This window comes from Seohaeicola sp. (assembly GCF_048006315.1).
Lineage (GTDB): Bacteria > Pseudomonadota > Alphaproteobacteria > Rhodobacterales > Rhodobacteraceae > Seohaeicola.
The window spans coordinates 1,231,648-1,255,752 of the sequence record NZ_CP180350.1 but is presented as its reverse complement, the minus strand read 5'-3'; the positions used below and the strand labels follow the sequence as shown (position 1 = coordinate 1,255,752).

The window sequence follows — 24,105 nt, the reverse complement described above, 5'->3', positions numbered from 1 at the left end:
GATGGCTTACTCAAGGTCACGCCTGTCGCGCAAGGGGCTTGTCCCCGCCACATGGCCCGTCACATGCGCGCTATGGTCACGTTTCGCGCTAACACAGGCCTCAGCGGGGGCCGGCGACGATGCCCTGATCGAAAAGCTGCGCGATCTCGTGCCCCGGCAGGCCCGCCACATCGGCCAGCACTTCTTCGGTATTCGCGCCCAGAACGGGGGCGGCGGCGGGGGGCGGCGTGGCCGCGCCCGAGAAGGTGATCGGCGAGGCCGGCACCGGGTAGCGGCCGATGCCGGGCTGGTCCACATGGGCGAACATCGGGTTTTCGCCCGGTTGCAGATCGGGATCCTCATGTACGGCGCGGGCGAAACTGCGAAATTCGGACCATGTCAGCCCCTGCGCCTCGAAGAGAGGCGCGATCTCGGGCAGGGTCCGGGCGGTGAACCATGGCGTCAGCGCGGCGGTGATCATCGCGCGGGCCTCCCAGCGCCCGGCTTCCTTCGCCAGGTCAAGCCCGGTCTGCCGCGCGATCCCCTCCATCGCCTCGGCACTGCCGGTTACCTTGACAAGGCCGTGCCATTGCCGGTCGGTCAGGCCGATCACCATGATCCGCCGTCCGTCCGCACAGACGAAATCCTGGCCATAGGCACCATAAAGCGCATTTCCGCCCTTTGGCCGGTCAACGCCATTCACCGCGACTTCGCCGATGATGCCCAGATGCCCAAGCATCGCGGCGGCCACATCCTTGAGTGTCAGATCGACATCCTGCCCCTCGCCGGTCCTGAGGCGATGCCGTTCCGCCGCCAGCAGGGCCGAAACCGCCACGTTGCCCGCAATGCAATCCCAGGCGGGCAGGACATGCGCCACGGGATCCGTGCTGCCGACGGGGCCGGTCGCATCGGGAAAGCCCAGCGCCGGATTGACGGTGTAATCGACGGCGGGACGGCCGTGGCGATCCCCTGACAGGGTGACCATGATCAGGTCGGGACGAAACTGGCTGAGGGTGGGGTGATCCATCCAGCCACGCACCCGCAGATTGGTCAGGAAAAGGCCCGCATCCTTGCCCGGCGCCGTGATGATCTGCGTCACCAGTTCGCGCCCGCGGGGCGATTTCATGTCGACCGCGACCGAGCGTTTCCCCTTGTTCATCCCCGCCCAAAAGAGGCTCTGACCCTGTGCGGTCACGGGCCAGCGATGCGCGTCCAGACCGCCCTCCAGCCGGTCGAAGCGAATCACGTCCGCCCCCATCTGCGCCAGCGTCATGCCAGCCAGCGGAATCGCCACGAAGGCAGAGCCTTCGACAACGCGCATGCCTTGCAGGATTCCGGTCATCAGGACCAGCCTGCCGTGGCCTGCGTGCCGATATGGCCTGCGGGGGCTGCGGTGCAAAGTGTCATGGTGTCATCCTTGTTCATGGTTCCGATCAGGCGCAGGGGATGCGTGTCGAACATCGGATGCACACCGCGATAGCGGAAGGTTTCAGGAGGCCGACCCGCATGGCGGGTGGCCGCGTCGATCAGAAGCGTGGCCTGAAGCGGTCCATGCACCACGAGGGCAGGGTAGTGTTCCACCTGCGTGGCGTAGTCGCGGTCGTAATGGATGCGATGCCCGTTGAAGGTCACGGCCGAGTAGCGAAACAGGCGCACGGGATCCATCGCGACGGTCTCGTCGAAATCGGGATTGTCGGGCGCGGCGATGGGCTTGGGCGCGCTGTAGCGGTCAGGCAGGGGCAGGTAGACGATGGTCTGATCTTCCTCGATCGCTGTGCCGCGCACCGTGTCGATGCGGTGGCGCAGGGTGAGCAGGGCCATGGGCGTGGCCCCTGCCGTCTTGTGTTCAAGGCTGATGATCTCGGAGTGGCGGGTCAGCGCCTCGCCGACATGCAGGGGGGCCAGGAAGCGCAGGCTTCCCCCGGCCCACATGCGCCGCCCCAGCCCCAGATCGGGCAGGAAGCCGCCAAGGCGTGGATGGCCGTCGGGGCCCATGTCTTCCATCGCGGCGGTGGGGGGAAAGCCCGTCCAGTGCCAGAGCGGGGGCAGCGGATCACCGTCCCGCAACGCACCAGGCTGCCAGTGCGGGCGCAGGGTCGCGCCGATCTGGTCGGCCAGCTGTGCCGTGACCGCGCCGGATGCGAAGGCGCTGCGGCCTACTGCCGTGGTCGTGCCATCCATGGCTGATCCCCCTCCCAGAATGATCCTGCCGAAAACATTCAGTCAGGGAAATATTATTACCTATGTCCTTGTCAATGCGTAATTTTTTGTATGCCGAGGTGCACCGGGCGGGTATGCAAATGCATGCCGCGCGCCGGTGCCTGCTGTCGGAATGAGTATTCGAGGAACGGTGAAAGCCAGGCGCCGGCGCGACCTTCGCGCAGGCGATGGCCGCCTTGGGGCAGAGGGTGTCGCGTGGTGCGGGCGCGCCCTCAGACCTTGTAGGCGAGGCGGAGGCCGCCCCAGTGGCGGCCTGCCACGGTGATCGGGGCCGAGACATCCTTCATCATGACCGACTGGCCGTTGCCCATGTCGCGGCGATAGACCTGCAACAGGAAGGGGGCCTTGCTTTGCCCGGCCTTGAGCCCGACGCGATCGTTGAACAGGCGGCGGTTGCGGCAGTGGGCTGCGTTCCAGACCGGATCGCGGGTCTGCGGGTGCGAGAACTTGCGGTTATGGGTGGGCAGGAAGCCGTCGATATTGACCGCCGCGCAGAAGACCACCTTGTCGGACAGGGTCAGCGCCTCCTCCTGCAGGGCGGGAAAGAGGCTGTCGGTTGCCGCGCAGAAGGGGGCGTCGCATTGCTGCGGGTTGGTGCCTGCAATCGGGGTGTAGTCGCGCGAGAATAGCTGCGCCTCGGACAGGATACCCTGGGCGAGGGCCTGTTCCAGGAGGCGCCCCAGCTGTGTCGCATCGCGCCGGACCCTGTCGATGAGGAGGCGATCCTCCGTCGTGTCGAACTGATCGGCGGTCAGTTGCACCAGTGTCTCGGACGCGTCGATCAGCCTGTTCACCCGCGTCACTGCGCCGTGCAGATCGCTGGCCGTGGCCGAGACCGTGTTGCCGAAGGCGCGGATCGTGGTGTCGAAATTGTCATTCGCGCGTTGCACGACATCCGAATGGCTGCGGATGGTCGCGGTAATCTCGCTCAGCCCCTCGATCGTGTGCGAGATCTGCGTCAGCTTCTGGTCGATGCCCAGACTGTCTTGCGTGACGGCGAGGGCGTTCTGGCTGGCCTCTGCCGCCTCTTGCGAGAGGGATTGCACGGAGTGGCTGAGCGCATGGACGCTGCGGCGGATCTCTTCGGTCGTGGCGTTGGTCTGATCGGAGAGTTCCTTGACCGTCTTGGCGATGACCGCAAAGCCGCGCCCCGCATCCCCGGCGCGCGTCGCCTCGATCCCGGCATTGACCGAGAGCATATAGACCTGAAGGGCAATCTGCTCGATCATGGCGGTGCGGGTTTCCATCCATTTCAGCGCATTTGAAATCTCGTCGATCCGCGTGCCGACCGAGGAGACCCAGGTGGCCAGATCGCGCGACATGCCGACCGAAGCACGCACCGCGAACACGGCATCCTGAGAGATGTCCAGCGCCTGCTGTACGGCGGTGCTGATCGTGGTGATCCCGTCGGTGACGGCCGCATTGGCGCGCAATACCTCATCCGTCAGATCGAGCGTGCCGGACAGGCTGGAGAGTTGATCGGCTGAACGCGTGTCCAGTTCCTTGAGAAAACCGCCGATGTCCACAATTTCGAACCCGAGCAGCGCGGCCTGACGGGCGATGCGGGCACCATCGTCCGACGCTGCCACGCTATCCCGCCCGGCCGGGGAGGCCGCCGCTGCCGGTTCGGTGCCGCCTGTCGCCGCTGCTGTGGCTGCCTGCGCATCTGGCGCGCCGTCATGATCCGGCCCGCCCCGGGCAAGAGGCGGCATGACGGCGGCGTCATCCCGGTCAGGCATCAATGAGGCCCCGAATCCAAGCCTTGCGATGAGTGCGTGCATATCCAGCCGATCCTTGTGACCGGACGCACACTAGTCGCAGGAACTGAAGATTCCCTTACCTCAGCCGTAATGCGCGACCGGCGTGCCCGCGATGGCGGCCATGTTCAGCAGGCCGCGCGGCGTGATCGATGGGCTGACGATATGCGCGCGGTTGCCCATGCCCATCAGGATCGGCCCGACCTCGAGCCCGCCCGCCTTCATCTTGAGGATGTTGCGCACGCCCGATGCCGCATCCGCATGGGCGAAGATCAGCACATTGGCGGGGCCCTTCATGCGGCTGTCGGGGAAGATGCGCGCGCGCAGGTCCGCATCCAGTGCGCTGTCCACGTTCATCTCGCCTTCATAGGTGAAATCGCGGGGGGCTGCGTCCAGTATGGCAAGGGCTGCGCGCATGCGCTGGCCTGCATCGGTGTCCATGTTGCCGAATTGCGACTGCGTGCAGAAGGCGACATTGGGCACAAGGCCGAAGCGGCGCACGTGACGGGCCGCGCCGATGGCGGCCTCGGCCAGTTCCTCGGGCGTGGGGGTGGCGCGCACATGGGTGTCGGCGATGAAGAGCGGGCCATCTTCCAGGATCATCAGCGACAGCGCGCCATGCGGGCGATGCGTGGCGCTGCCCAGCACCTGGTTGACGTATTTCAGATGCCAGCGGAATTCGCCGAACGTGCCGCAGATCAGGCTGTCGGCCTCGCCGCGATGCACCATGACCGCGCCGATGGCGGTGGTATTGGTGCGCATGATCGCGCGCGCAAGGTCCGGCGTCACGCCGCGCCGCGCCATGATCTGGTGATAGCTGCCCCAGTAATCGCGGTAGCGCGGGTCGTTTTCCGGGTTCACGATCTGCACATCCCGCCCGATCTTGAGGGCCAGCCCCGCACGGGCGCAGCGCGCCTCGATCACCTCGGGGCGGCCGATCAGGATCGGCTTTTCGGTGGTTTCCTCGAGGATCGCCTGTGCGGCGCGCAGCACGCGTTCATCCTCGCCTTCCGCAAAGACGATGCTGCGGGCCGCGGTGGCGGCGGCGCTGAACACGGGCCGCATCAGCAGCGCGGATTTGAAGACCGATCCGTCCAGTTTGGCCTTGTAGGCCACCAGGTCTTCCAGCGGGCGGGTCGCGACGCCGGTTTCCATCGCGGCGCGCGCCACGGCGGTGGACACGACACCCGAGAGACGCGGATCGAAGGGCTTGGGGATCAGGTAATCGGCACCGAACGTCATCTGTTCGCCCTGGTAGGCGGCTGCGGCCTCGGCGCTGGTTGTGGCGCGGGCCAGGGCCGCGATCCCTTCGATGCAGGCGATCTGCATCTCGTCGTTGATCTCGGTCGCGCCCACATCCAGCGCGCCCCGGAAGATGAAGGGAAAGCACAGAACGTTGTTGACCTGGTTGGGATAGTCGGACCGGCCTGTCGCGATGATCGCATCCGGCACCACCGCGCGCGCCTCGGACGGGTCGATCTCGGGCGAGGGGTTGGCCAGCGCGAAGATGATCGGCCGCTTGGCCATGCGGCCTACCATCTCGGGTTTCAGAACGCCCGGACCCGAAAGGCCCAGGAACATGTCGGCCCCGTCGATCACCTCGTCCAGCGCGCGCTTGTCGGTCTTCTGCGCAAAGGCCGCTTTTTGCGGGTTCATGTCGACCTCGCGGCCCTCGTAGACCAGGCCGTGGATATCGCAGAGCCAGATGTTCTCGCGCTTGACGCCCAGTTTCAGCAGCATGTTCAGACAGGCGATGCCCGCCGCCCCGCCACCCGTGCTGACGATGCGGATATCCTCGAACCGCTTGCCGGCGACATGCAGCGCATTGGTCGCGGCAGCGCCCACAACGATGGCGGTGCCGTGCTGGTCGTCGTGAAAGACCGGGATGTTCATCCGTTCGCGGCAGATCTTTTCCACGACAAAGCAGTCTGGGGCCTTGATGTCTTCCAGGTTGATCGCGCCGAATGTCGGCTCCAGCGCGCAGACGATATCGGCCAGTTTCTCGGGGTCGGGTTCGTTCAGCTCGATGTCGAAACAGTCGATGCCCGCGAATTTCTTGAACAGGACGGCCTTGCCTTCCATCACCGGCTTGGAGGCCAGCGCCCCGATATTGCCCAGGCCCAGAACAGCGGTGCCGTTGGTCACCACGGCCACCAGGTTGCCGCGCGCGGTATAGCGGCTGGCATTGGCGGGATCGTCGCGGATTTCAAGGCAGGCTTCGGCCACACCGGGCGAATAGGCGCGCGCCAGGTCACGGCCATTGGCCAGCGGCTTGGTCGCGCGGATCTCGAGCTTTCCGGGTTTGGGGAATTCGTGATAGGCCAGAGCCGCCTGACGCAGTGTTTCCTTGTGGCTGTCCGACATCCGTCCTCTCCTCTTTCCCAGATAGTTTAGCGTTAAACTATTCCGTGGCGGAAGGGAAGATACCGTTTTTGCGGGGGCGGCGCCCCCATCCTGCAAATCCCCTGTCTTGCAAATCCCCTGTCTTGCAAATCCCCGGTCGCAGGGCCAAGCTTTCGCACAGAATGTGAGGCGCGGATGCGCGGGAAGGACGATGCCATGACCGATACCATTGCAGAGGTCTGCCTTTCGACGGCCGACCTGACCGGCGATATCGGCTTTTTCACCAAGCAGCTGGGGTTCCGGATGGACATGATCTATCCCGCCGATGATCCCGCCGTGGCTGCTTTTTCGGGGCACGGCCTGCGGTTCCGGCTGGAGCGGTCGGATGCGCCGGCGGGCCAGTTGCGCCTGCTTTCCGATAGGCCCGCAGAACTCGCAGGGGGTGAAACCGCGCTGACCGCGCCGGGGGGGACGCGCATCACCATCGCCGAACGCAACCCGCCGCTGATCCTGCCACCCACGATCCACAGTTTCGTGGTGCGCCGCCTGGCCGATCAGGCCCCATGGGTGATCGGGCGAGCAGGCATGCATTACCGCGACCTGATTCCCGACCGCTTGGGCGGGTCGATCATCGCAAGCCACATCCGCATTCCCGATGGCGGGCCGGTGCCCGACATGGTGCATTATCACAAGGTCGGGTTTCAGCTGATCTTCTGCATCAACGGCTGGGTCGATGTGGTCTATGAGGATCAGGGCCCCCCGATCCGCCTGACGGCAGGCGATTGTTTCATCCAGCCGCCCGAAATCCGCCACCGGGTACTTGAGGCCAGCGACGGGATCGAGGTGATCGAGATCGGTGTGCCCGCCGAACACGTCACCGCAATCGACCACGAGATGACCCTGCCCACGCCACATCTGCGCCCTGACCGCGAATGGCAGGGGCAGCGCTTCGTGCACAACGTGGCGCAGGGGGCTGCATGGCAGCCCTTCCGCATTCCCGGCTTCGTCGCCCGCGATACCACCATTGCCGCCAATACCCGCGACGTGGCCGGGGTGCAGGTGGCGCGGCCCGATGGCGGGCCGACCGCCTGGACATGGCATGACAGCGACATCCTGTTCACATTCGTGATGCAGGGCGGCATGCTGCTGGAAGGTGAGGAGCGTGACCCGTTCCGTCTTGAAAAAGGCGATGCCTTCGTGATCCCGCCGGGGATGCGGACACGCTATGCCGAGGCGACACGGGATCTGGAACTTCTCGAAGTGTCCCTGCCGGGTCGCTTTACCACCCATATCGGAGAGTCGACATGACCTTGATGGACCAAGCCCGCGCCGTGCGCGAAAACGCCTATGTGCCCTATTCGCATTTCAAGGTAGGGGCGGCGATCCGCGCGGCATCCGGCATGGTCTATGTCGGTTGCAACGTGGAAAACGTGGCCTACCCGGAAGGCACCTGCGCCGAGGCGGGCGCGATTGCCGCCATGGTCGCTGCGGGCGAGATTGAACTGACCGAGGTCGCCGTGATCGCGGATGGCGAACACCCTGTCACGCCCTGCGGTGGCTGCCGTCAGAAGCTTGCCGAGTTCGGGCGCGGCGCGGTGCCGGTCACCATGTCCACGCTGGACGGGCAAGAGCTGCACATGACGCTGGCCGAGCTGTTGCCCGGTGCCTTCACCACGGCGCATATGACCCGCGCCGGAGGGGGCACGTAGACCCTTGGACGCCCGTCGCATCATCACCCGCTTGCGCGACCGCATGCCCCTGACCCGGGACGAGCTTGACTGGTTCGCGCGTGGTCTGGCGGATGGGACGGTATCGGACGCGCAGGCGGGGGCCTTCGCGATGGCCGCCTTGCTGAACGGGCTGGGCGATGAGGGCCGCGTGGCCCTGACCCTCGCGATGCGGGATTCGGGACATGTGCTGGGCTGGGATCTGGACCGACCCGTGCTGGACAAGCATTCCACCGGCGGGGTGGGCGATTGCGTCAGCCTGATCCTTGCGCCTGCGCTGGTGGCCTGTGGTGCCTGCGTGCCCATGATCTCGGGGCGCGGTCTTGGCCATACCGGCGGCACGCTGGACAAGATGGAGGCGATCCCCGGCCTGCGCACCGATCTGGACGAGGGGCGCCTGCGCGCCGTGGTGGCGCAGGCCGGTTGCGCCATCGTCAGCGCCTCGTCGGCCATCGCGCCGGCGGACCGGCGGCTCTATGCGATCCGCGACGTGACCGGCACGGTGGAAAGCCTTGATCTGATCACCGCCTCGATCCTGTCCAAGAAACTGGCCGCCGGGCTTGATGGCCTAGTGCTGGACGTCAAGACCGGCAGCGGCGCCTTCATGACCACGCCCGATGCGGCCAAGGCACTGGCGCAGGCCCTGGTTGAGACGGCCAATGCCGCCGGTTGCCCCACAACCGCGCTGATCACCGACATGAACCAGCCGCTGGCCCCTGATCTTGGCAACGCGCTTGAGGTGGCATCCGCGATGCGGGTGCTGACGGGGCAGGCGGCGGGGCGTTTGCTGGACGTGTCCGTGGCGCTGGGCGGTGCGGTGCTGGCCGGTGCGGGCCTTGCGGCGGATGCCGACACAAGCGCGCAGACGATCCGGGCCAGCATCGCCGATGGCCGCGCGGCCGAGGTGTTTGGCCGCATGGTTGCAGCACAGGGCGGGCCGACCCGCTTAGTGCAGGACTGGGCGCGCTTTCTGCCCGAGGCCAATGTGATCCGCGAGGTGAAGGCGCAGCGTTCCGGCTATGTCGCCGCGATGGACGGGCATGCGCTGGGTCTTTGCGTGGTCGAACTGGGCGGCGGGCGTCAGGTCGAAAGCGACCGTGTCGATCCCGCCGTGGGCCTGTCCGACATGGTGGAACTGGGCGTATGGGTCGAGGCGGGCCAACCGCTTGCACGTATCCATGCAGGCCGACCCGAGGCCGCGCAGAACGCGATGACGCAAGTTCTGGGCGCGGTCACGATTGCGGATGATGCACCGGCCCTGCCGCTCCTGATCCATGACCGGGTGTCCCCGTGACCCGCGCCTTTCTGGTGGTGATGGATTCGGTCGGCATCGGCGGCGCGCCGGATGCGGATCGCTTCTTCAACGGCGCGCGCCCCGATACCGGCGCGAACACCCTTGGCCATATCGCGCAGGCCTGCGCCGAAGGGCAGGCGGATCAGGGGCGAAAAGGCCCGCTGCACCTGCCCATCCTCGACCGCCTGGGGCTGGGCGCGGCGCTGGAACTGGCCAGTGGCATGGCGCCGCCGCCGGGGCTGGGGGCTGTGCCGCAGGGGCGCTGGGGTGCGGCCACGGAAATCTCGAACGGCAAGGACACGCCGTCCGGGCATTGGGAACTGGCCGGTGTGCCGGTGCCATGGGACTGGCACTATTTCCCTGACACGCAACCTGCCTTTCCGCCCGACCTTTCTGCCCGGATCGCGGCGCTGGCGGGCACAGATGGCATTCTGGGCAATTGCCACGCCTCGGGCACGCAGATCATCGCCCGTCTGGGGGGCGACCATATCCGCACCGGCTGGCCCATCTGCTATACTTCCGCCGATTCCGTCTTCCAGATCGCGGCGCATGAGGAACACTTCGGCCTCGACCGCCTGCATGGCCTGTGCCAGCGCGCCGCCCCGATCCTGCATGCCATGCGCGTGGGCCGCGTCATCGCGCGGCCTTTCATTGGCACCGAAGCCGGGGGTTTCACCCGCACCGCCAACCGCCATGACTACGCCATCGCCCCGCCATCCCCCACGCTCTGCGACTGGGCGCAGGCCGATGGCCGCCGTGTCCATGCGGTGGGCAAGATCGGGGACATCTTCTCGATGCGGGGGATCGACGACGTGGCCAAGGGCGATGACGCCACGCTGATGCAGCATCTGGCACGGCTGGTCGATACGGCGGAAGACGGCAGCCTGACCTTCGCCAATCTGGTCGAATTCGACAGCCTTTATGGCCATCGCCGCGATGTGGCGGGTTATGCCGCGGCGCTGGAGCGGTTTGACGCTGCCCTTGGCCCGATCATCGCGAAACTGCGCCCCGGTGACATGATGGTGCTGACCGCCGATCACGGCAATGACCCCTCATGGACCGGCACTGATCACACCCGCGAACGCGTGCCTGTTCTGGTCGCGGGGCAGGGCGCTGGGCCGCTGGGCCATCTGGCCTTCACGGATGTTGCGGCCTCCATCGCCGCCCATCTGGGCCTGTCGCAACGCGGACCGGGAAGGCCCTTTCCATGAGCTGGCAATCCACCCCCAAGATCGAGCTGCACCTGCATCTGGAAGGCGCTGCCCCGCCTGACCTGATCCGCCGTCTGGCGCGCGAAAAATCGGTCGACATCGCCGGCATTTTCGACGAACGCGGGCACTATACCTTCGATGATTTCCCCCGTTTCCTGCAGGTCTACGAGGCCGCGACAAGCGTCCTCAAACGCCCCGAGGATTACGCCCGCCTGACCAGCGCCGTGCTGGAACAAAGCGCCGAAGACGGCGTGATCCATACCGAGGCCTTCCTCAGCCCCGATTTCTGCGGTGGCGGCGATCTTGCAGCGTGGCACGAATACCTGCACGCGATCCGCGAAGCTGCGGACAAGGCCGAAACGCAGCATGGCATCACCATGCGCGGCATCGTCACCTGCATCCGCCATTTCGGCCCCTATACCGCGCGCCAGATCGCCCGCTGTGCCGCGGAAACCGCAGGTGACTGGATCACCGGTTTCGGCATGGGCGGGAACGAGACCATGGGCAAACAAGGCGATTTCGCATGGTCCTTCGACTGTGCGCGCGAAGCGGGGTTGCAACTGACCACCCACGCCGGCGAATTCGCAGGGCCCGCGTCGATCCGCCAGGCGCTGGACGATCTGCGCGTCACCCGCATCGGCCACGGCGTGCGCGCCATCGAAGACCCCGCCCTGATGGACCGGCTGGCCGAGGCGGGCACCGTGCTCGAGGTCTGCCCCGGATCGAACATCGCGCTGGGCCTTTATGCCGATTGGCGGGCTCATCCCATTGCGAAACTGCGCGATGCAGGGGTAAAGGTGACGGTGTCCACCGACGATCCGCCCTTTTTCCGCACCACGATGACGCGGGAATACCAGGGGCTGGAGCGCGCCTTCGGCTGGGACGAGGATGATTTCGCCGCGCTGAACCGCACGGCACTGGACGCGGCCTTCTGCGATGCCGCTTTGAAAGACCGCCTGCGGGACAGGCTGAAGACAGGAACGGAGCCGACATGACCGATCATCTGACCATCGTCACCCACCCGCTGGTGCAGCACAAGCTGACATTGATGCGCGACAAGAACACCTCGACCGGGGAATTCCGCGCGCTGCTGCGCGAGATTTCGGCCCTGCTGGCCTATGAGGTCACGCGTGAGCTGGAACTGACCACCCGCGCGATCGAGACCCCGATGCAGGAAATGGACGCACCGGTGCTGAAGGGCAAGAAACTGGCGCTGGTGTCGATCCTGCGGGCAGGCAATGGCCTGCTGGACGGGGTGCTGGAACTGATCCCCTCGGCCCGCGTCGGCTTTGTGGGTCTCTACCGCGATGAGGTGACGCTGAAGCCCGTGCAATACTATTGCAAACTGCCCGAAGGGCTTGAGGACCGTCTGGTGATCGTGGTCGATCCTATGCTGGCCACGGGCAATTCCTCGGCTGCGGCGGTGGATCTGCTCAAGGCGGCGGGGGCCACGAATATCCGCTTCATGTGTCTCTTGGCCGCCCCCGAAGGTGTTGCCCGCATGAAAGAGGCGCACCCCGATGTGCCCATCGTCACGGCAGCGCTGGACAAGCGCCTGAATGACAAAGGTTATATCCTTCCAGGACTAGGTGATGCGGGTGACCGCATGTTTGGCACTAAATAAGCCATCCACCCTTTACGCGCGTTTCCGATTCAGGCACAGTGCGTCCACGCTATGTTGGGGGCGCTTATGATGTCTGTACGGGTTTTTTCGATGGTGGCGTTGATCGCTGCCGCAACCGCAACCTGGGTTCTGCCGGTCGATGCGCAGACGACCAGGTTTCGCGAACCGGCCGAATTTCCGCCGGCCTCTTTCACCGGGACGCAATATGTTGACAGCAATGGCTGTATCTTCGTGCGTGCGGGTGTGGCCGGGGCCACAAGGTGGGTGCCGCGTGTCACGTCGAACCGCCAGAACCTTTGCGGCGCACAGCCGACCTTTGCGAACGGGGCGCCTGCCAGCGCCGGCACGACCGCGCAAGCTGCATTGCCGCCCAGTGCCACGCTGATCACCGCGCCGCCGGTTGCGGCAGCAGGCGCCGCCGCGTCCACCCCGCCGGTTGCGGCGGCGGTCCGTCCGGTACAGCGCCCTGCCGCCGCCCGCGTCGAACCTGCGGCCCCGCCAAGACCCGCGGCGCGCGTGAATGCCCGCGTCGCACCGCAGCCGCCGGCCATGGCGCAGCGCCCGGGTGCGCCGATGCGCACGATCGCGTCGATCACGACCCCGCCTGCGCTGAACCGGGCGCCCCAGACCGCCGCAGCCCGTCCTGCTGCGGGACAGCTGGCATCCACGACCAGCCGCTGCGCGGCCGGGGTGCGCTGCGGACCGCAGACACAGGACCCGATCAGTCGCGCCGACGGTACCGGACGGCGCGTCGATGCACCGGTCATCACCCTGACACGCCGCGAACAGGCAAGGCTGGACCCGCAGACGCGCATCGTGCCGCGCCACGTGGCCGAGGCGCAGGCCAATGCCGCAAGCGCCGCGGTCGTGCCGCCGGGCTACCGTCCTGCCTGGCAGGATGACCGGCTCAACCCTTACCGCGCGCAAGGCACGGTGGCAGGCAAGGCCGCGATGGATCTGGTCTGGACCCAGACCGTGCCGCGCCGCCTGATCGATCGGCGCAGCGGGCGCGACATGACGGCCTTTAATCCGAACCTTGTCTATCCCTATACCGATCTGGCAACCCAGGTGCGCGCCGCCGTGCCGGCGGGCCATCGCATCACCGTATCGACAAGTGGCACGCAGAAGGCCAAGCCGCAGCGGCAGGTTGCCCAAGCGCCGCGCCTGTCCACCCGCGCGGCCCCGCCACCGGCGCCCAAGGCTGTGACCGGCCGCTTCGTGCAGGTGGGCGCCTTTGCCGATTCCGCCAATGCAGATCGCACGATCCGCCGACTTCAGGCGGCAGGTCTGCCGGTCAGCATCCAGCGCAGCAGCAGCAAGGGCAAACCGGTGCAGGTGATCCTTGCCGGGCCCTTCGGCAATGCCGGGGCCTTGTCCCAGGGGCTGGGGGCTGCGCGGGCGGCGGGCTTTCGCGATGCCTTTGCCCGGAACTGAGGTCTAGCCGCCGCAGATCGCCTGCAGCCGCAGCCAGTCGCCATCCGACATCAGAGGCTGCGGCGGCGCGCTGGCGAAGGGATCGGCCTCGATCAGGGCCAGGGTCTTTTCGCCGGTGGAGTCCAGCGCATAGGCATAGGGCGTCGCCCGCACGGACAGCCGCTGGAACCCTTCTTTCAACACGTCATCCGTCAGGGGCAGGGGCGGTGCTGTCAGCAGCGTCTCGGCATAGGCGCGCAGCGTGTCATCGGGCAGGGAGCCGGTCGTCAGCAGGCGGAAGCTGGCCATGATCCCGCCCCAGTCCAGCAGGCGGCCCAAAGGATCGCTGGCTTCCGCGCGCAACTGTTCGGCGATGATGTAGCCCGCCAGCACATCGGGTTCCTCGTAGCTTTCGACAAGGCCGCGCCCGATCAGCAGGATGCGGCCGGGCAGGCGCACGGTGTCGCGCACGCCGCTGCGGAAGACGATCAGCGCATTGCGCTGCCCCGAGGCTTCGGGCAGGCGGGCCGACAGCTTCTGCAGGACCTGCAGCCCCTCGGGGGCGACACAGGGCAGGCCGGTCACCCGTTCCAGATGGGTCATCAGCGTGCGGCCCAGATCTTCGCGCTTCACATCTGGCACGACCGTGAGGGTGTGATCGCGCAGCGCGCCGGGCAGCCAGAACACCGCCAGCAGGGCCAGGGCGGCAATCGAAGAGGCAAGGCCGATCCCGCGCAACCGGCCGGGGCGGGGGCGGCGGCGCTCGACCGCGGTGCGCAGCTTTTCGATGGCGGCGATCATCGCGGCCTCGTCGGCGGCGAGTTCGAGGGTTTCGCTGGGATCGCCCTCGGGGTGGTAGATCGCGGGGGTCTCGTCAGGGTTGGCGCGCGCGATGGCCGCCAGCGACCAATGGGTGAGGGGGCGGTCCTGCAGATCGGAGATCACCAGCGTCGCCTCGCCGATCGAGACGATCACCTCGCGCCGCTGCTCCTCGGGTTTGGCCCGCCAGAGGGCGGAGGCCTCGAGCCGTTGATACTCCTGCAATGCGGTCATGGATGGGGCTGCCCTGCCTCTGTTTAGGGGAGTTTAGCATGAGGTGGGCCGGGGTGGTAGGGGGCAGGCTTGGCGAGGCCCGCAAGGCGGGCCGGGGGGCCTGTCCCACGATGGGACATTTTCTGGATCGTTTGGAATCAATGGGTTGCTCGGGCGGTTAGGGCGGTTGGGGGGGAAAATTTTAACGGTTCGGGTGGGAGTTCTCTTGCGCATGATATTACTTTTTGATACAATCCAGCCTGCTACTGCCTAGAGTTTCTCATCATAGTCAGATGTATTCGACGACTCGGTACTTTGGTTCGCTACAGCTTTCTTGACAAGCGATATGTCTATTCACTAGCCCCTAGTTGATTTCACGTTTGATAATGCTCGTTTGAATGATTGCATGCAATTTCTTTTGGCCTGCTCTGTCATATTAATCACCTTCAAAATTTGTTCTCAATAAATTCTTCATTCTATTTGAGAGAGATTCTGTGTTGTTGAAATAATATTCTGCCGAAGTCTATTCGTTGATTCTAGTGATAACCGCTCGATAGACATCGTGAGCAGCAAGTGGCCGGTGCCTGAGAAGATAGTCTGATCACGCTGCGCGATTTGCTTAGGGCAACCGGCCGAAGCACCGCAAGGGTTTAGCCGCCTGAAGCCAAGACAGACTCGTCCTCATGTTCGTACGAGGAAAGTTGTCGAAAGTGTGAGGTTCTTTGAACATAGCGTTTTCATGTCGAACTGCCGCTTTCAGGGAACCTTGCACCATGGCAGGTGATCTTCGCTAGCTTGGTGCGATGGCGACACAACCTTCAGAACGCATTCGGCGCTGACATAGCCCTTGTCGGCCCAGACCGACTTCTCTTCGCCATGGAGCAGTTCATCCCAGATGTCCACCTTTGCGGTTGGCCTCTAGGCTGTGGACAGTGCCCTTCGACACCGACATGGGATGCCAATACCAGTCAGTCGAAGACATGGCCTGGTTCTTGGTCGAAGACGGCGCATCGATAATCGTGGCATCCACCAGCGTGCCAGAGCGCAGCATCTGCCAGATCACTTCGGCAGAAAACGCTCGAAGACCAGTTGAGGATGGTCTCTCGGGGATGTCATCCCAGTTCGATCCCAGCGAAGCGGCGCATCGCTTCACTGTCATACAGCGTCTCTTCGGCCATCGGGTCGCTCAGGGCGTACCAATTCTGTAGGAAGTAAATGCGCAGCATCGTCTCCAGCGGCATGGTGCGTATAGGGTACGCGATAGATTGGCCAAAGTCTTTCTGGCCGGGAATATGCGGCGATCTTGAGCCAGCAGGGTGTGCGCAAGAAACATTTGTAAAGCTGTCAAAGGCAAGGGCAGTCAATATTCAGTATTTTCATATTGCTCAAATGGTTTCATCGTTTTTACCAAACTAAACTACAAGTTCTTTTTCACATTAGGAATAGTAACATGATTTTGAAGACAACTTCCATTTTTTACTTTGATTGTGTTTCGCCTTCTCCCCCGCGCGGAATCAAGGCGCGTAGCGCCGCCGCGCGATCGCCGACCCGCCCCCTGGGGCGGCGATTTTGCGAGGGTTGTGGGTTGAACTGAGGGCCGAGGACCGGGCGGGGATAAAGTGCGCTGAACTGTCGTTTCATCGCCACCCCGCGGGTCGGCGACCGCGCGGCTTGGGGCGAGATGGGGCGGCGATTTTGCGACCGTGGTGCATAGAACCGAGGTCGGATGACCGGGCGGGGATAAGGTGCGCCGAACTGTTGGCGGCTCGCCACCCCGCGGGTCGGCGAGCGCGCTGATTGTGGCGCGGTTGCGGGTCGGCGACGGCGTGGGGAGCGAGGGGTTACCCCCTCACAACCCCTTGGCAATCGCCCGCAACTCGAACTTCTGGATCTTGCCGGTCGAGGTCTTGGGCAATTCCTGGAACACCACCTTCTTGGGGGTCTTGAAGCCTGCCAGCCGCTCGCGCGCGAAGGCGATCAGGGCCGCCTCGTCGCCCGCCACGCCGTCCTTCAGCTCGATGAAGGCGCAGGGAACCTCGCCCCATTTCTCGTCGGGTTTGGCGACCACGGCGCACAGAAGCACATCGGGATGGGCCATCAGCACGCCTTCGACCTCGACCGAAGAGATATTCTCGCCGCCCGAGATGATGATGTCCTTGGCGCGGTCGGCGATCTGCATGTAGCCGTTGGGATGCTGCACGGCGATGTCGCCTGAATGGAACCAGCCGCCGCGAAACGCCTCTTCCGTCGCTTTCGGGTTCTTGAGATAGCCTTTCATCACGCCATTGCCGCGAAACATGATCTCGCCCTGCGTGACGCCATCCATGGGGATCTGGCTCATGCCGTCGGTCATGACGGTCACATCCTCGAGGAAGGGCATGGCCACGCCCTGGCGCGCCTTCATCGCGGCGCGGGCATCGCCTTGCAGCCCGTCCCAGGCGGCGTTCCAGGTACATTCGGTGCCGGGGCCATAGGTTTCGGTCAAGCCGTAGACCTGCGTGACGTTGAAACCCATGGGTTCGATCTTGGCCAGTGTCGCGGGGGCGACGGGGGCGCCGGCGGTGAACACCTCGACCGTCTGGGAAAACTCGCGGCGTTGGGCTGCGGGGGCGTTGACCAGCGTGTTCAGCACGATGGGTGCCCCGCCGAAATGGGTCACGCCTTCATCCGCGATGGCGTTGAAGATGGCGGGCGCGGTGATGTCGCGGCAGCAGATCAGCGTGCCACCCAGCACCGGCATCATCCATGTGTGGCACCAGCCGTTGCAATGGAACAGCGGCACGATGGTCAGGTAGCGCGGGTGCAGCGTCATGCGCCAGCTGATGACCTGCCCCATGGCGTTGAGGTAAGCGCCGCGGTGGTGGTAGACCACGCCCTTGGGCCGGCCCGTGGTGCCGGAGGTGTAGTTGAGCGCGATGCTCTCCCACTCATCCTCGGGCATGATCCAGTCGAAATCGGGATCGCCCGCCGCCAGCAGGCTTTCGTAATCGGTGTAATGGCCATGGGCATGCACGCCCGCATGCTCGTCCGGCACTTCGATCACGATGGGGGCGGGGCCTTCCATCCGCTCCATCGCCTCGGCGGCCAGCGGCAGGAACTGCGGATCGACCAGCAGGACCTTCGCGCCGCCGTGATCGAGGATATAGGCGACGGTGTCGGTTTCCAGCCTTGTGTTGATCGTGTTGAGGATCGCGCCACAGGCGGGGACGCCGAAATGCGCCTCGGCCTGGGCGGGCAGGTTCGGGATCAGGGTGGCCACCACATCGCCGGGCTGCACGCCCAGTTTGGTCAGCGCCGAGGCAAGGCGCGTGACCCGGTCGATATAGTCCGCATAGGTCTTGCGATGCGCGCCGTAGATCACCGCCGGATGATCGGGAAAGACCTTTGCCGCGCGTTTGAGGAAGGACAGAGGCGTCAGAGGCGTGTAATTCGCCGCCGTCTTGCCAAGACCCGTTTCATCCTTGAGCCAGCCCATCGCGTCCCTCCCGTTTCGAAGCGTCACCTTGCGGTTCGTTTTGGGTACAGTATTGCGCGCGGGGGCGGGAAGGGAAGGGGGGAAAGGCGCGGACCGTCAGACATGCGGCCCGCGCCCGTCAGGTCAGCCGACCACGTTGAAATCCGGCCCGTAGGGATAGCCCGTGATGTTCTCGTTCCCGGTTTCGGTGATCAGCAGGATGTCATGTTCGCGGTAGCCACCGGCGCCGGGGGCGCCTTCGGGCAGGGTCAGCATCGGCTCCATCGAGATGACCATGCCGGGTTCCAGCACGGTGTCGATATCCTCGCGCAGTTCGAGACCCGCCTCGCGGCCGTAGTAATGCGACAGCACGCCGAAGCTGTGGCCATAGCCGAAGGTGCGGTATTGCAGCAGGTCGCGCGCGGCCAGGAAATCGTTGACCTTGTGGGTCACCTCGGCGCAGCTGACGCCCGGTTTCAGCAGGGACATGCCGTATTCATGGGTGGCGACGTTGGCCTCCCATATGGCGAGGCTGGCGGCGTCGACCTCGGCCACGAAAAGGGTGCGTTCCAGCGCCGTGTAATAGCCCGAGATCATCGGGAAGGTATTGAGCGACAGGATATCGCCACGCTCCAGCGCGCGTGATGTGACGGGGTTATGCGCGCCATCGGTGTTGATGCCGGACTGGAACCAGACCCAGGTGTCGCGGTATTCGGCATCGGGAAAGCGCTTTGCGATCTCGGCCTCCATCGCGTCGCGGCCGGCCATGGCGATGTCGATCTCGCGCGCGCCCAGGCGCACCGCATCGCGGATGGCATAGCCGCCCACATCGGCCACATTGGCGCCGGCGCGGATCAGCGTGATTTCGGCCTCGGATTTGCGCATGCGCTGCTGCATGGTGGCAGGCGCGATATCCACCCGCGCGGAGGGCGCAAGGAAGCCGTCGAGCTTGGCCGATTGCAGCAGGGTCAGGTGGTCGGCCTCATAGCCGATCACGCGGCCTTCGCCGGTGACGGAGCGCACGGCGCGCCAGTAGTTGTCGCGCGCCCAGTCGGTATAGGTGATGTTGTCGCCCACGCTGCGCCGCCAGGGCTGGCCTGCGTCGATGCCCGCGCTGATCGTCACGCATTCGGTGGGCGTGACCACGCAGGCATAGGGACGCCCGAAGGAGCAGTAGAGAAAGCCCGAGTAATAGGCGACGTTATGCATCGAGGTCATCACGCAGGCATCGACCCCAAGATCGGCCATGGTGGCACGCAGCCCGGCAAGGCGGGCGGCATATTCGGACGGATCAAATGGCAGGGGCGCTTTCTGGCCATTGTGAAAGCGGTACATGTCTGGTCTTGCGGTCTGGGTCATCATCGGTCCTGCGGGGCCGGATTTGCGCGGGCCCCCTTGTCAGAGGTCCCGGCGTACAGGACGACAGCGGATCAATCCGCAGGAAAGGGAAGGCTGTTCCCCGCGCCGACGCCATCGGCACGCCCTGACGTGAAGTATACATGACAATGCAGGCCCCCTTCAAGCATCGCTTGAGATCGGCCTTGCGGCGGCATAAGCAGGACATGGAGACATTTGCCGGACATTCCATGACCCTTGTTGCCCCCGCCGATCTGAACAGGCCGCTTGCTGCCGCCGGCGTGATGCTGGTGGCCATGCTGATCATCGGTTTCATCGACAATTACGTGGCCGCAATCGCCGCCGAAATCGGGCTGTGGCAGTTTCAGGTCATGCGCACGCTGCTGATGTTTCCGATGCTGCTGGCCATGTCATGGGCCGGGTTGGGCACCTTGCGGCCAAGATCCATCCTGCGGGTGGGCGGCCGGTCTGCCTTCGCGGGGATCGCCATGATGTGCTATTTCGGGGCGCTGGGCTTCATGCCCATCGCCCAGGCGCTGGCGGGGTTGTTCACCTCGCCCATCTTCATCCTGCTGATCACATGGGGGCTGATGGGCCACAGTATCGGCCCATGGCGGATCGTTGCGGTTCTGATGGGGTTCATTGGTATCCTGCTGGTCTTGCAGCCCGATACCAACGCCTTTTCCATGTGGACGCTTCTGCCGGTGGCGGGTGGGCTGTTCTATGCCGTGTCGATCATCGCCACCCGGTCATGGTGCGAGGGTGAAAGCACCATGGCCCTGCTTCTGGGGGTGATGTTGTTTCAGTGCCTGTTTTCTGGTGCGATGGCGCTGGGCCTGATCGTTCTGGACATGCCCGAGACAGGTTTCCTGACCCGGCGCTGGGTCTGGCCGCTGGTCGATGTCTGGCCGCTGCTGTGGTTGCAGGCCGTGGGATCGCTGGCCGGGGTCTGGTGCATCATCAAGGCCTACCAGATCGGCGAGGCGGGATTCGTGTCGGTCTTCGAATATTCGGTGATGATCTTCGGCCCGTTCTTTGCATGGTGGCTGTTTGCGCAGCCGGTCGGCCCATGGCAGGCGATCGGGATCGGGTTGATCGCCTCGGCCGGGGTGATCATCGCCCTGCGGTCGGGTGCAGAGCAGCGCCGTCAGATCATCCCCGGTTGAGCGGGCTTGCACCATTGCCCCGATCCGATAGCGTGGCCGCATGATCATTTCGCCGGGCCGTCGCTATATCTTTGTCCATATTCCCAAGACGGGGGGCACGGCGCTGGCCATGGCGCTGGAGGGGCGTGCGCGGGCGGATGACATCCTGCTGGGTGACACGCCCAAGGCGCAGCGGCGCAAGCATCGCCTGAAGGGGGTGCAGGCCGCGGGGCGGTTGTGGAAACATTCCACCCTTGCCGATATCGACGGGCTGGTCAGCCGCGAGGACATCGCCCAGAGCTATTGTTTCACATTGGTGCGCAATCCATGGGACCGCATGGTCAGCTATTATCACTGGCTGCGCAGTCAGGACTTTGATCATCCGGCGGTGGAGCTTGCGAAGGGATTGGCCTTCTCGGGCTTTCTCAATCATCCGCAGACCAGCGCCAGCCTGCGCGCATGGCCCTATGCGCGCCATATGCGCGATGCCGGCGGCGTTGAGCGTTGCGCGGCCTATGTCCGCCTTGAAAACCTTGACGAAGACGCAGCCCCCCTTTGGGCGCATCTTGGCTTCCGGCTGGATATTGACCGGGTGAACCAGTCGGATCGCGACGCGGATTACCGCGGGTATTACAGTCCGGATGATGCTGCACTTGTCGGTGATCTCTGTGCCGAAGACATTGCGCGGTTCGGCTATTCCTTCTGAGTTGGGCTGCCTAACTGTTTCCAAAACGTATAAGGAAATATAATTTTTTGTTTACTGTTTCCGTTTTGTAAATAATATCACCGTTGCAGCACCCCCCCAATGCAAGCGGCGCGGACCCTCGGGACCGCGCCGTTTGTATGTTCTGCAGGGGATGTCTGACCGGGATCAGGCGGCTTTCTTGTCCGCGCCGAAGCGACCGTAGAAGCTTTGGCCTTTGTCGGCCATCTCGCGCAGCAGCGCGGGGCAGGCGAAACGGTCGCCGTAGGCTGCCGCAAGCTGATCGCAGCGTTCGGCGGCGTAGGGCGTGCCGATGATGTCGAGCCAGCTGAACGGACCGCCCGACCACGGCGCAAAGCCCCAGCCCAGGATCGCGCCCACGTCGCCTTCGCGGATGTCTTCCAGCACACCTTCTTCCAGTGCGCGCACGGCTTCCAGCACCTGGGCGAACATCAGGCGATGCTGCACTTCGATCAGGCTGGGCTGGTCCTCAAGGCGGGGGTACTTGTCGGCCAGACCCGCCCAGTAGCCCTGACGCTTGCCAGCCTCGTCATAGGTGAAGAAACCTGCCTTGGCCTTGCGGCCCATGCGGCCCTCGCCTTCCATGAAGAAGATGATCTCGTCGACCTCACCATCGGGATAGGCATTGCCCATCGCGGCCTTGGTGGCGCGGGCGATCTTGGCGCCCAGATCGATCGAGGTCTCATCGACCAGTTGCAGCGGGCCCACGGGAAAGCCCAGCATCCGCGCGGCGTTGTCGATCAGCGCGGGCGACACGCCTTCCTTCACCATGCGCATCCCTTCGTTGATATAAGGGATGATGCAGCGGTTGGCGTAGAAGAAGCGCGCATCGTTCACCACGATGGGCGTCTTGCGGATCTGACGCACGTAATCCAGCGCCTTGGCCACGGCCACGTCACCTGTGGCCTCGCCCTTGATGATCTCGACCAGCAGCATCTTTTCGACCGGGCTGAAGAAGTGGATGCCGATGAACTGCTCGGCCCGCGATGAGGCCTTGGCAAGTTCGCTGATCGGCAGGGTCGAGGTGTTCGACGCATAAATGCAATCTGCGGGGATCACGGCCTCGGCCTTTTTCGTAACCTCGGCCTTGACCTTCATGTCCTCGAACACCGCCTCGATGATCAGGTCGCAGCCTTTCAGCGCGTCGTAATCGGTGGTGGCGGTGATCAGGCCCAGCATCGCGGCTTTCTTGTCGGCGGTGACCTTGCCGCGCTTGATGCCGCCGTCAAGATAGGCCTCGGTATAGGCTTTGCCCTTGTCGGCGCTTTCCTGCGTGGCGTCGATCAGCACCACCTCGATCCCGGCCTGCGCACTGACCAGCGCGATGCCCGCACCCATCATGCCCGCACCCAGCACGCCCAGCTTCTTCACACGCTGATCGGCAACGCCTTCGGGACGCACGGCACCTTTTTCCAATGCTTCCTTGTTCACGAAAAGCGAGCGGATCATCGCAGCAGAGGACGGGTTCATCATCACATTGACGAACCAGCGTGCCTCGACCTTGAGGGCGGTGTCGAAGGGCACCAGCGCGCCCTCGTAGACCGCCGACAGCAGCGCCTTGGCCGCCGGGAAGGCGCCTTGCGTCTTGCCGTTCACCATGGCCGATGCACCCACGAAGGTCGGGAAACCGGCGGGGTGATAGGGTGTGCCACCGGGCATCTTGTAGCCCTTGGCGTCCCAGGGTTTCACCAGATCCGCATCCTTGGCCTGTAGCACCCAGGCGCGGGCGGCGGCGACGGGATCATCGGCCACCTCGTCGATGATGCCTGCGGATTTCGCCTTGGCCGGATCCAGAAGCTTGCCTTCCAGCAGATAGGGGGCAGCACCCATCGCGCCCAGTTTGCGCGCAAGGCGCGTGGTGCCACCGGCACCCGGAAAGATCCCGACAAGGATTTCCGGCAGGCCGATCTTGGCCTTCGGGTTGGGCGCGGCAAAGATGCGATGCGTGGCCAGCGGCAGTTCAAGCCCGATGCCCACGGCGGTGCCGGGCAGGGCTGCGGCGATAGGCTTGCCGCCCTTCAGGGTCTTGGGGTCCATCCCCGCGCGTTCGATCTTGCGCAGGGCGGCATGCATCTGCATGATCCCTTCGAAAAGCCCGCGCTCGGGCTCGTCGCCCGCGTCTTCGCGCATCTTGGCCAGCACGTTCAGGTCCATGCCGCCGGCAAAATCCTTCTTGCCAGAGGTGATGACAACGCCCTTGACGGCGTCATCGGCCAGTGCGTCATCGATCAGGCTGTCCAGATGGATCAGCGCCTCGGTATTCAGCACGTTCATGGACTTGCCGGGGCAATCCCATGTGATGGTGGCGATGCCTTCGGCATCTTTCTGCATGGTGAAATCGGTCATGGTCAAACTCCAGTATGGGAGGAATGGGAAGATGCGCTGGCAGCACCAAGGGGTGCGGTGTCAATTTCAAGCGCATCCTGGATCGCGTATTGTCCGCCAGCGACAAGCCATCCCTGTTCGGTCCGTTTGATCACCGAGAAACAGGGATAGCTGGGCTGCACAAGCCGCGCGCCAGAGAGCAGGCGGGTTTCATGGGTCGCCTCGATCGTGTCGGGGTCGCGGAACTCGGCCGCCACGCAGCGGCGCACCAGATCGGTGACGCCCAGACGGCAGAAGTTGCTGCGCACCGCATTGAAGAGGGCTTGCAACTCATCAGGGGTGGCGATCAGGCTGCGTCCCTTGAAGGTTTCGATCCATTGCGGCAGGGCGAAGCAGGCGGCGAAACTGTCGAAGTCGCCGACCATGTAGGCCTCGCCCGTGCGTGCCAGAAGGTATTCCGACACGGCGCAGGGATCGGTGAGGGTCAAGGGCGCAGCCATG

Annotated in this window: 19 protein-coding genes and 1 pseudogene; 9 read left to right on the top strand and 11 right to left on the bottom strand. The window is 64.7% G+C overall.

The features are described 5' to 3' along the window. Nucleotides 1–100: 100 nt before the first annotated feature. From ACMUJL_RS06350 to ACMUJL_RS06335, 4 genes are all read right to left on the bottom strand, one after another. Nucleotides 101–1,321 (bottom strand): CoA transferase, encoded by a 1,221-nt coding sequence (locus tag ACMUJL_RS06350; protein ID WP_375569576.1) that lies wholly within the window; start codon nt 1,319–1,321, stop codon nt 101–103. Further along, complete coding sequence (locus ACMUJL_RS06345; protein ID WP_068287731.1) at nt 1,321–2,160, bottom strand: FAS1-like dehydratase domain-containing protein; 840 nt, start codon at nt 2,158–2,160, stop codon at nt 1,321–1,323. Before ACMUJL_RS06345 ends, ACMUJL_RS06350 begins: the two co-directional genes overlap by 1 nt. A gap of 251 nt (nt 2,161–2,411) precedes the next feature. Beyond that, nucleotides 2,412–3,980, bottom strand: a complete 1,569-nt coding sequence (locus ACMUJL_RS06340; RefSeq protein WP_375569578.1) for a methyl-accepting chemotaxis protein — start codon at nt 3,978–3,980, stop codon at nt 2,412–2,414. 60 nt (nt 3,981–4,040) lie between these two features. Next, entirely contained in the window at nt 4,041–6,320 is a 2,280-nt protein-coding gene (locus tag ACMUJL_RS06335) for an NADP-dependent malic enzyme (protein WP_375569580.1), read from the bottom strand. Nucleotides 6,321–6,515: 195 nt separating this feature from the next. Here ACMUJL_RS06335 and ACMUJL_RS06330 point away from each other — a divergent pair, with 195 nt between their 5' ends. From ACMUJL_RS06330 to ACMUJL_RS06300, 7 genes are all read left to right on the top strand, one after another. Next, nucleotides 6,516–7,607 (top strand): cupin domain-containing protein, encoded by a 1,092-nt coding sequence (locus tag ACMUJL_RS06330; RefSeq protein ID WP_416914194.1) that lies wholly within the window; start codon nt 6,516–6,518, stop codon nt 7,605–7,607. Continuing rightward, nucleotides 7,604–8,008 (top strand): cytidine deaminase, encoded by a 405-nt coding sequence (locus tag ACMUJL_RS06325; RefSeq protein WP_375569582.1) that lies wholly within the window; start codon nt 7,604–7,606, stop codon nt 8,006–8,008. Before ACMUJL_RS06330 ends, ACMUJL_RS06325 begins: the two co-directional genes overlap by 4 nt. A 4-nt stretch (nt 8,009–8,012) precedes the next feature. Next, the gene (locus tag ACMUJL_RS06320; RefSeq protein ID WP_375569584.1) at nt 8,013–9,320 is read left to right on the top strand and encodes a thymidine phosphorylase; all 1,308 of its coding nucleotides are present in this window, start codon (nt 8,013–8,015) and stop codon (nt 9,318–9,320) included. Then, the gene (locus ACMUJL_RS06315) at nt 9,317–10,531 is read left to right on the top strand and encodes a phosphopentomutase (protein WP_416914193.1); all 1,215 of its coding nucleotides are present in this window, start codon (nt 9,317–9,319) and stop codon (nt 10,529–10,531) included. Before ACMUJL_RS06320 ends, ACMUJL_RS06315 begins: the two co-directional genes overlap by 4 nt. Beyond that, nucleotides 10,528–11,526 carry an adenosine deaminase gene (locus tag ACMUJL_RS06310; RefSeq protein WP_375569588.1) on the top strand — a complete coding sequence of 333 codons (999 nt, stop codon included), beginning with the start codon at nt 10,528–10,530 and terminating at the stop codon, nt 11,524–11,526. The genes ACMUJL_RS06315 and ACMUJL_RS06310 overlap by 4 nt, the downstream gene beginning before the upstream one ends. Next, nucleotides 11,523–12,155 carry a uracil phosphoribosyltransferase gene (gene upp, locus ACMUJL_RS06305; protein ID WP_375569590.1) on the top strand — a complete coding sequence of 211 codons (633 nt, stop codon included), beginning with the start codon at nt 11,523–11,525 and terminating at the stop codon, nt 12,153–12,155. Before ACMUJL_RS06310 ends, upp begins: the two co-directional genes overlap by 4 nt. Before the next feature lie 90 nt (nt 12,156–12,245). Then, nucleotides 12,246–13,589 carry an SPOR domain-containing protein gene (locus ACMUJL_RS06300; protein ID WP_416914192.1) on the top strand — a complete coding sequence of 448 codons (1,344 nt, stop codon included), beginning with the start codon at nt 12,246–12,248 and terminating at the stop codon, nt 13,587–13,589. A gap of 3 nt (nt 13,590–13,592) precedes the next feature. On the opposite strand, the gene ACMUJL_RS06295 is transcribed toward ACMUJL_RS06300, so the two are convergent. From ACMUJL_RS06295 to ACMUJL_RS06275, 5 genes and pseudogenes are all read right to left on the bottom strand, one after another. After that, complete coding sequence (locus ACMUJL_RS06295; RefSeq protein WP_375569594.1) at nt 13,593–14,621, bottom strand: hypothetical protein; 1,029 nt, start codon at nt 14,619–14,621, stop codon at nt 13,593–13,595. 735 nt (nt 14,622–15,356) lie between these two features. After that, nucleotides 15,357–15,503, bottom strand: a complete 147-nt coding sequence (locus ACMUJL_RS06290) for a hypothetical protein (protein ID WP_416914191.1) — start codon at nt 15,501–15,503, stop codon at nt 15,357–15,359. A gap of 201 nt (nt 15,504–15,704) precedes the next feature. Further along, nucleotides 15,705–15,838 (bottom strand): annotated as a pseudogene (locus ACMUJL_RS06285) (transposase); the annotation flags it as partial. 611 nt (nt 15,839–16,449) lie between these two features. Next, a complete protein-coding gene (locus ACMUJL_RS06280) occupies nt 16,450–18,075 on the bottom strand; it encodes an AMP-binding protein (protein WP_375569598.1) in 1,626 nt (541 codons plus the stop codon). A gap of 123 nt (nt 18,076–18,198) precedes the next feature. Further along, nucleotides 18,199–19,413: a M24 family metallopeptidase gene (locus ACMUJL_RS06275; protein WP_375569600.1), complete on the bottom strand. Its 1,215-nt coding sequence runs from the start codon at nt 19,411–19,413 to the stop codon at nt 18,199–18,201. Between the two features lie 227 nt (nt 19,414–19,640). On the opposite strand from ACMUJL_RS06275, the gene ACMUJL_RS06270 reads away from it, so the two are divergent. Then, nucleotides 19,641–20,576 carry a DMT family transporter gene (locus ACMUJL_RS06270; protein WP_375569602.1) on the top strand — a complete coding sequence of 312 codons (936 nt, stop codon included), beginning with the start codon at nt 19,641–19,643 and terminating at the stop codon, nt 20,574–20,576. 40 nt (nt 20,577–20,616) lie between these two features. Next, the gene (locus ACMUJL_RS06265; protein ID WP_375569604.1) at nt 20,617–21,261 is read left to right on the top strand and encodes a sulfotransferase family 2 domain-containing protein; all 645 of its coding nucleotides are present in this window, start codon (nt 20,617–20,619) and stop codon (nt 21,259–21,261) included. Between the two features lie 165 nt (nt 21,262–21,426). On the opposite strand, the gene ACMUJL_RS06260 is transcribed toward ACMUJL_RS06265, so the two are convergent. Together ACMUJL_RS06260 and ACMUJL_RS06255 are read right to left on the bottom strand one after the other, a co-directional pair. Beyond that, nucleotides 21,427–23,625 (bottom strand): 3-hydroxyacyl-CoA dehydrogenase NAD-binding domain-containing protein, encoded by a 2,199-nt coding sequence (locus ACMUJL_RS06260; protein WP_375569609.1) that lies wholly within the window; start codon nt 23,623–23,625, stop codon nt 21,427–21,429. Nucleotides 23,626–23,627: 2 nt separating this feature from the next. Then, nucleotides 23,628–24,104, bottom strand: coding sequence for a hypothetical protein (locus tag ACMUJL_RS06255; RefSeq protein WP_375569611.1), 477 nt, complete (start codon nt 24,102–24,104; stop codon nt 23,628–23,630). Nucleotide 24,105 lies beyond the last annotated feature (1 nt).

Coding starts and splice junctions, on each gene's coding strand:
- ACMUJL_RS06350 (WP_375569576.1), bottom strand. CDS start 1,321: ATGACCGGAATCCTGCAAGGCATGCGCGTTGTCGAAGGCTCTGCCTTC.
- ACMUJL_RS06345 (WP_068287731.1), bottom strand. CDS start 2,160: ATGGATGGCACGACCACGGCAGTAGGCCGCAGCGCCTTCGCATCCGGC.
- ACMUJL_RS06340 (WP_375569578.1), bottom strand. CDS start 3,980: ATGCACGCACTCATCGCAAGGCTTGGATTCGGGGCCTCATTGATGCCT.
- ACMUJL_RS06335 (WP_375569580.1), bottom strand. CDS start 6,320: ATGTCGGACAGCCACAAGGAAACACTGCGTCAGGCGGCTCTGGCCTAT.
- ACMUJL_RS06330 (WP_416914194.1), top strand. CDS start 6,516: ATGACCGATACCATTGCAGAGGTCTGCCTTTCGACGGCCGACCTGACC.
- ACMUJL_RS06325 (WP_375569582.1), top strand. CDS start 7,604: ATGACCTTGATGGACCAAGCCCGCGCCGTGCGCGAAAACGCCTATGTG.
- ACMUJL_RS06310 (WP_375569588.1), top strand. CDS start 10,528: ATGAGCTGGCAATCCACCCCCAAGATCGAGCTGCACCTGCATCTGGAA.
- upp (WP_375569590.1), top strand. CDS start 11,523: ATGACCGATCATCTGACCATCGTCACCCACCCGCTGGTGCAGCACAAG.
- ACMUJL_RS06300 (WP_416914192.1), top strand. CDS start 12,246: ATGGTGGCGTTGATCGCTGCCGCAACCGCAACCTGGGTTCTGCCGGTC.
- ACMUJL_RS06295 (WP_375569594.1), bottom strand. CDS start 14,621: ATGACCGCATTGCAGGAGTATCAACGGCTCGAGGCCTCCGCCCTCTGG.
- ACMUJL_RS06280 (WP_375569598.1), bottom strand. CDS start 18,075: ATGGGCTGGCTCAAGGATGAAACGGGTCTTGGCAAGACGGCGGCGAAT.
- ACMUJL_RS06275 (WP_375569600.1), bottom strand. CDS start 19,413: ATGACCCAGACCGCAAGACCAGACATGTACCGCTTTCACAATGGCCAG.
- ACMUJL_RS06270 (WP_375569602.1), top strand. CDS start 19,641: ATGACCCTTGTTGCCCCCGCCGATCTGAACAGGCCGCTTGCTGCCGCC.
- ACMUJL_RS06265 (WP_375569604.1), top strand. CDS start 20,617: ATGATCATTTCGCCGGGCCGTCGCTATATCTTTGTCCATATTCCCAAG.
- ACMUJL_RS06260 (WP_375569609.1), bottom strand. CDS start 23,625: ATGACCGATTTCACCATGCAGAAAGATGCCGAAGGCATCGCCACCATC.
- ACMUJL_RS06255 (WP_375569611.1), bottom strand. CDS start 24,104: ATGGCTGCGCCCTTGACCCTCACCGATCCCTGCGCCGTGTCGGAATAC.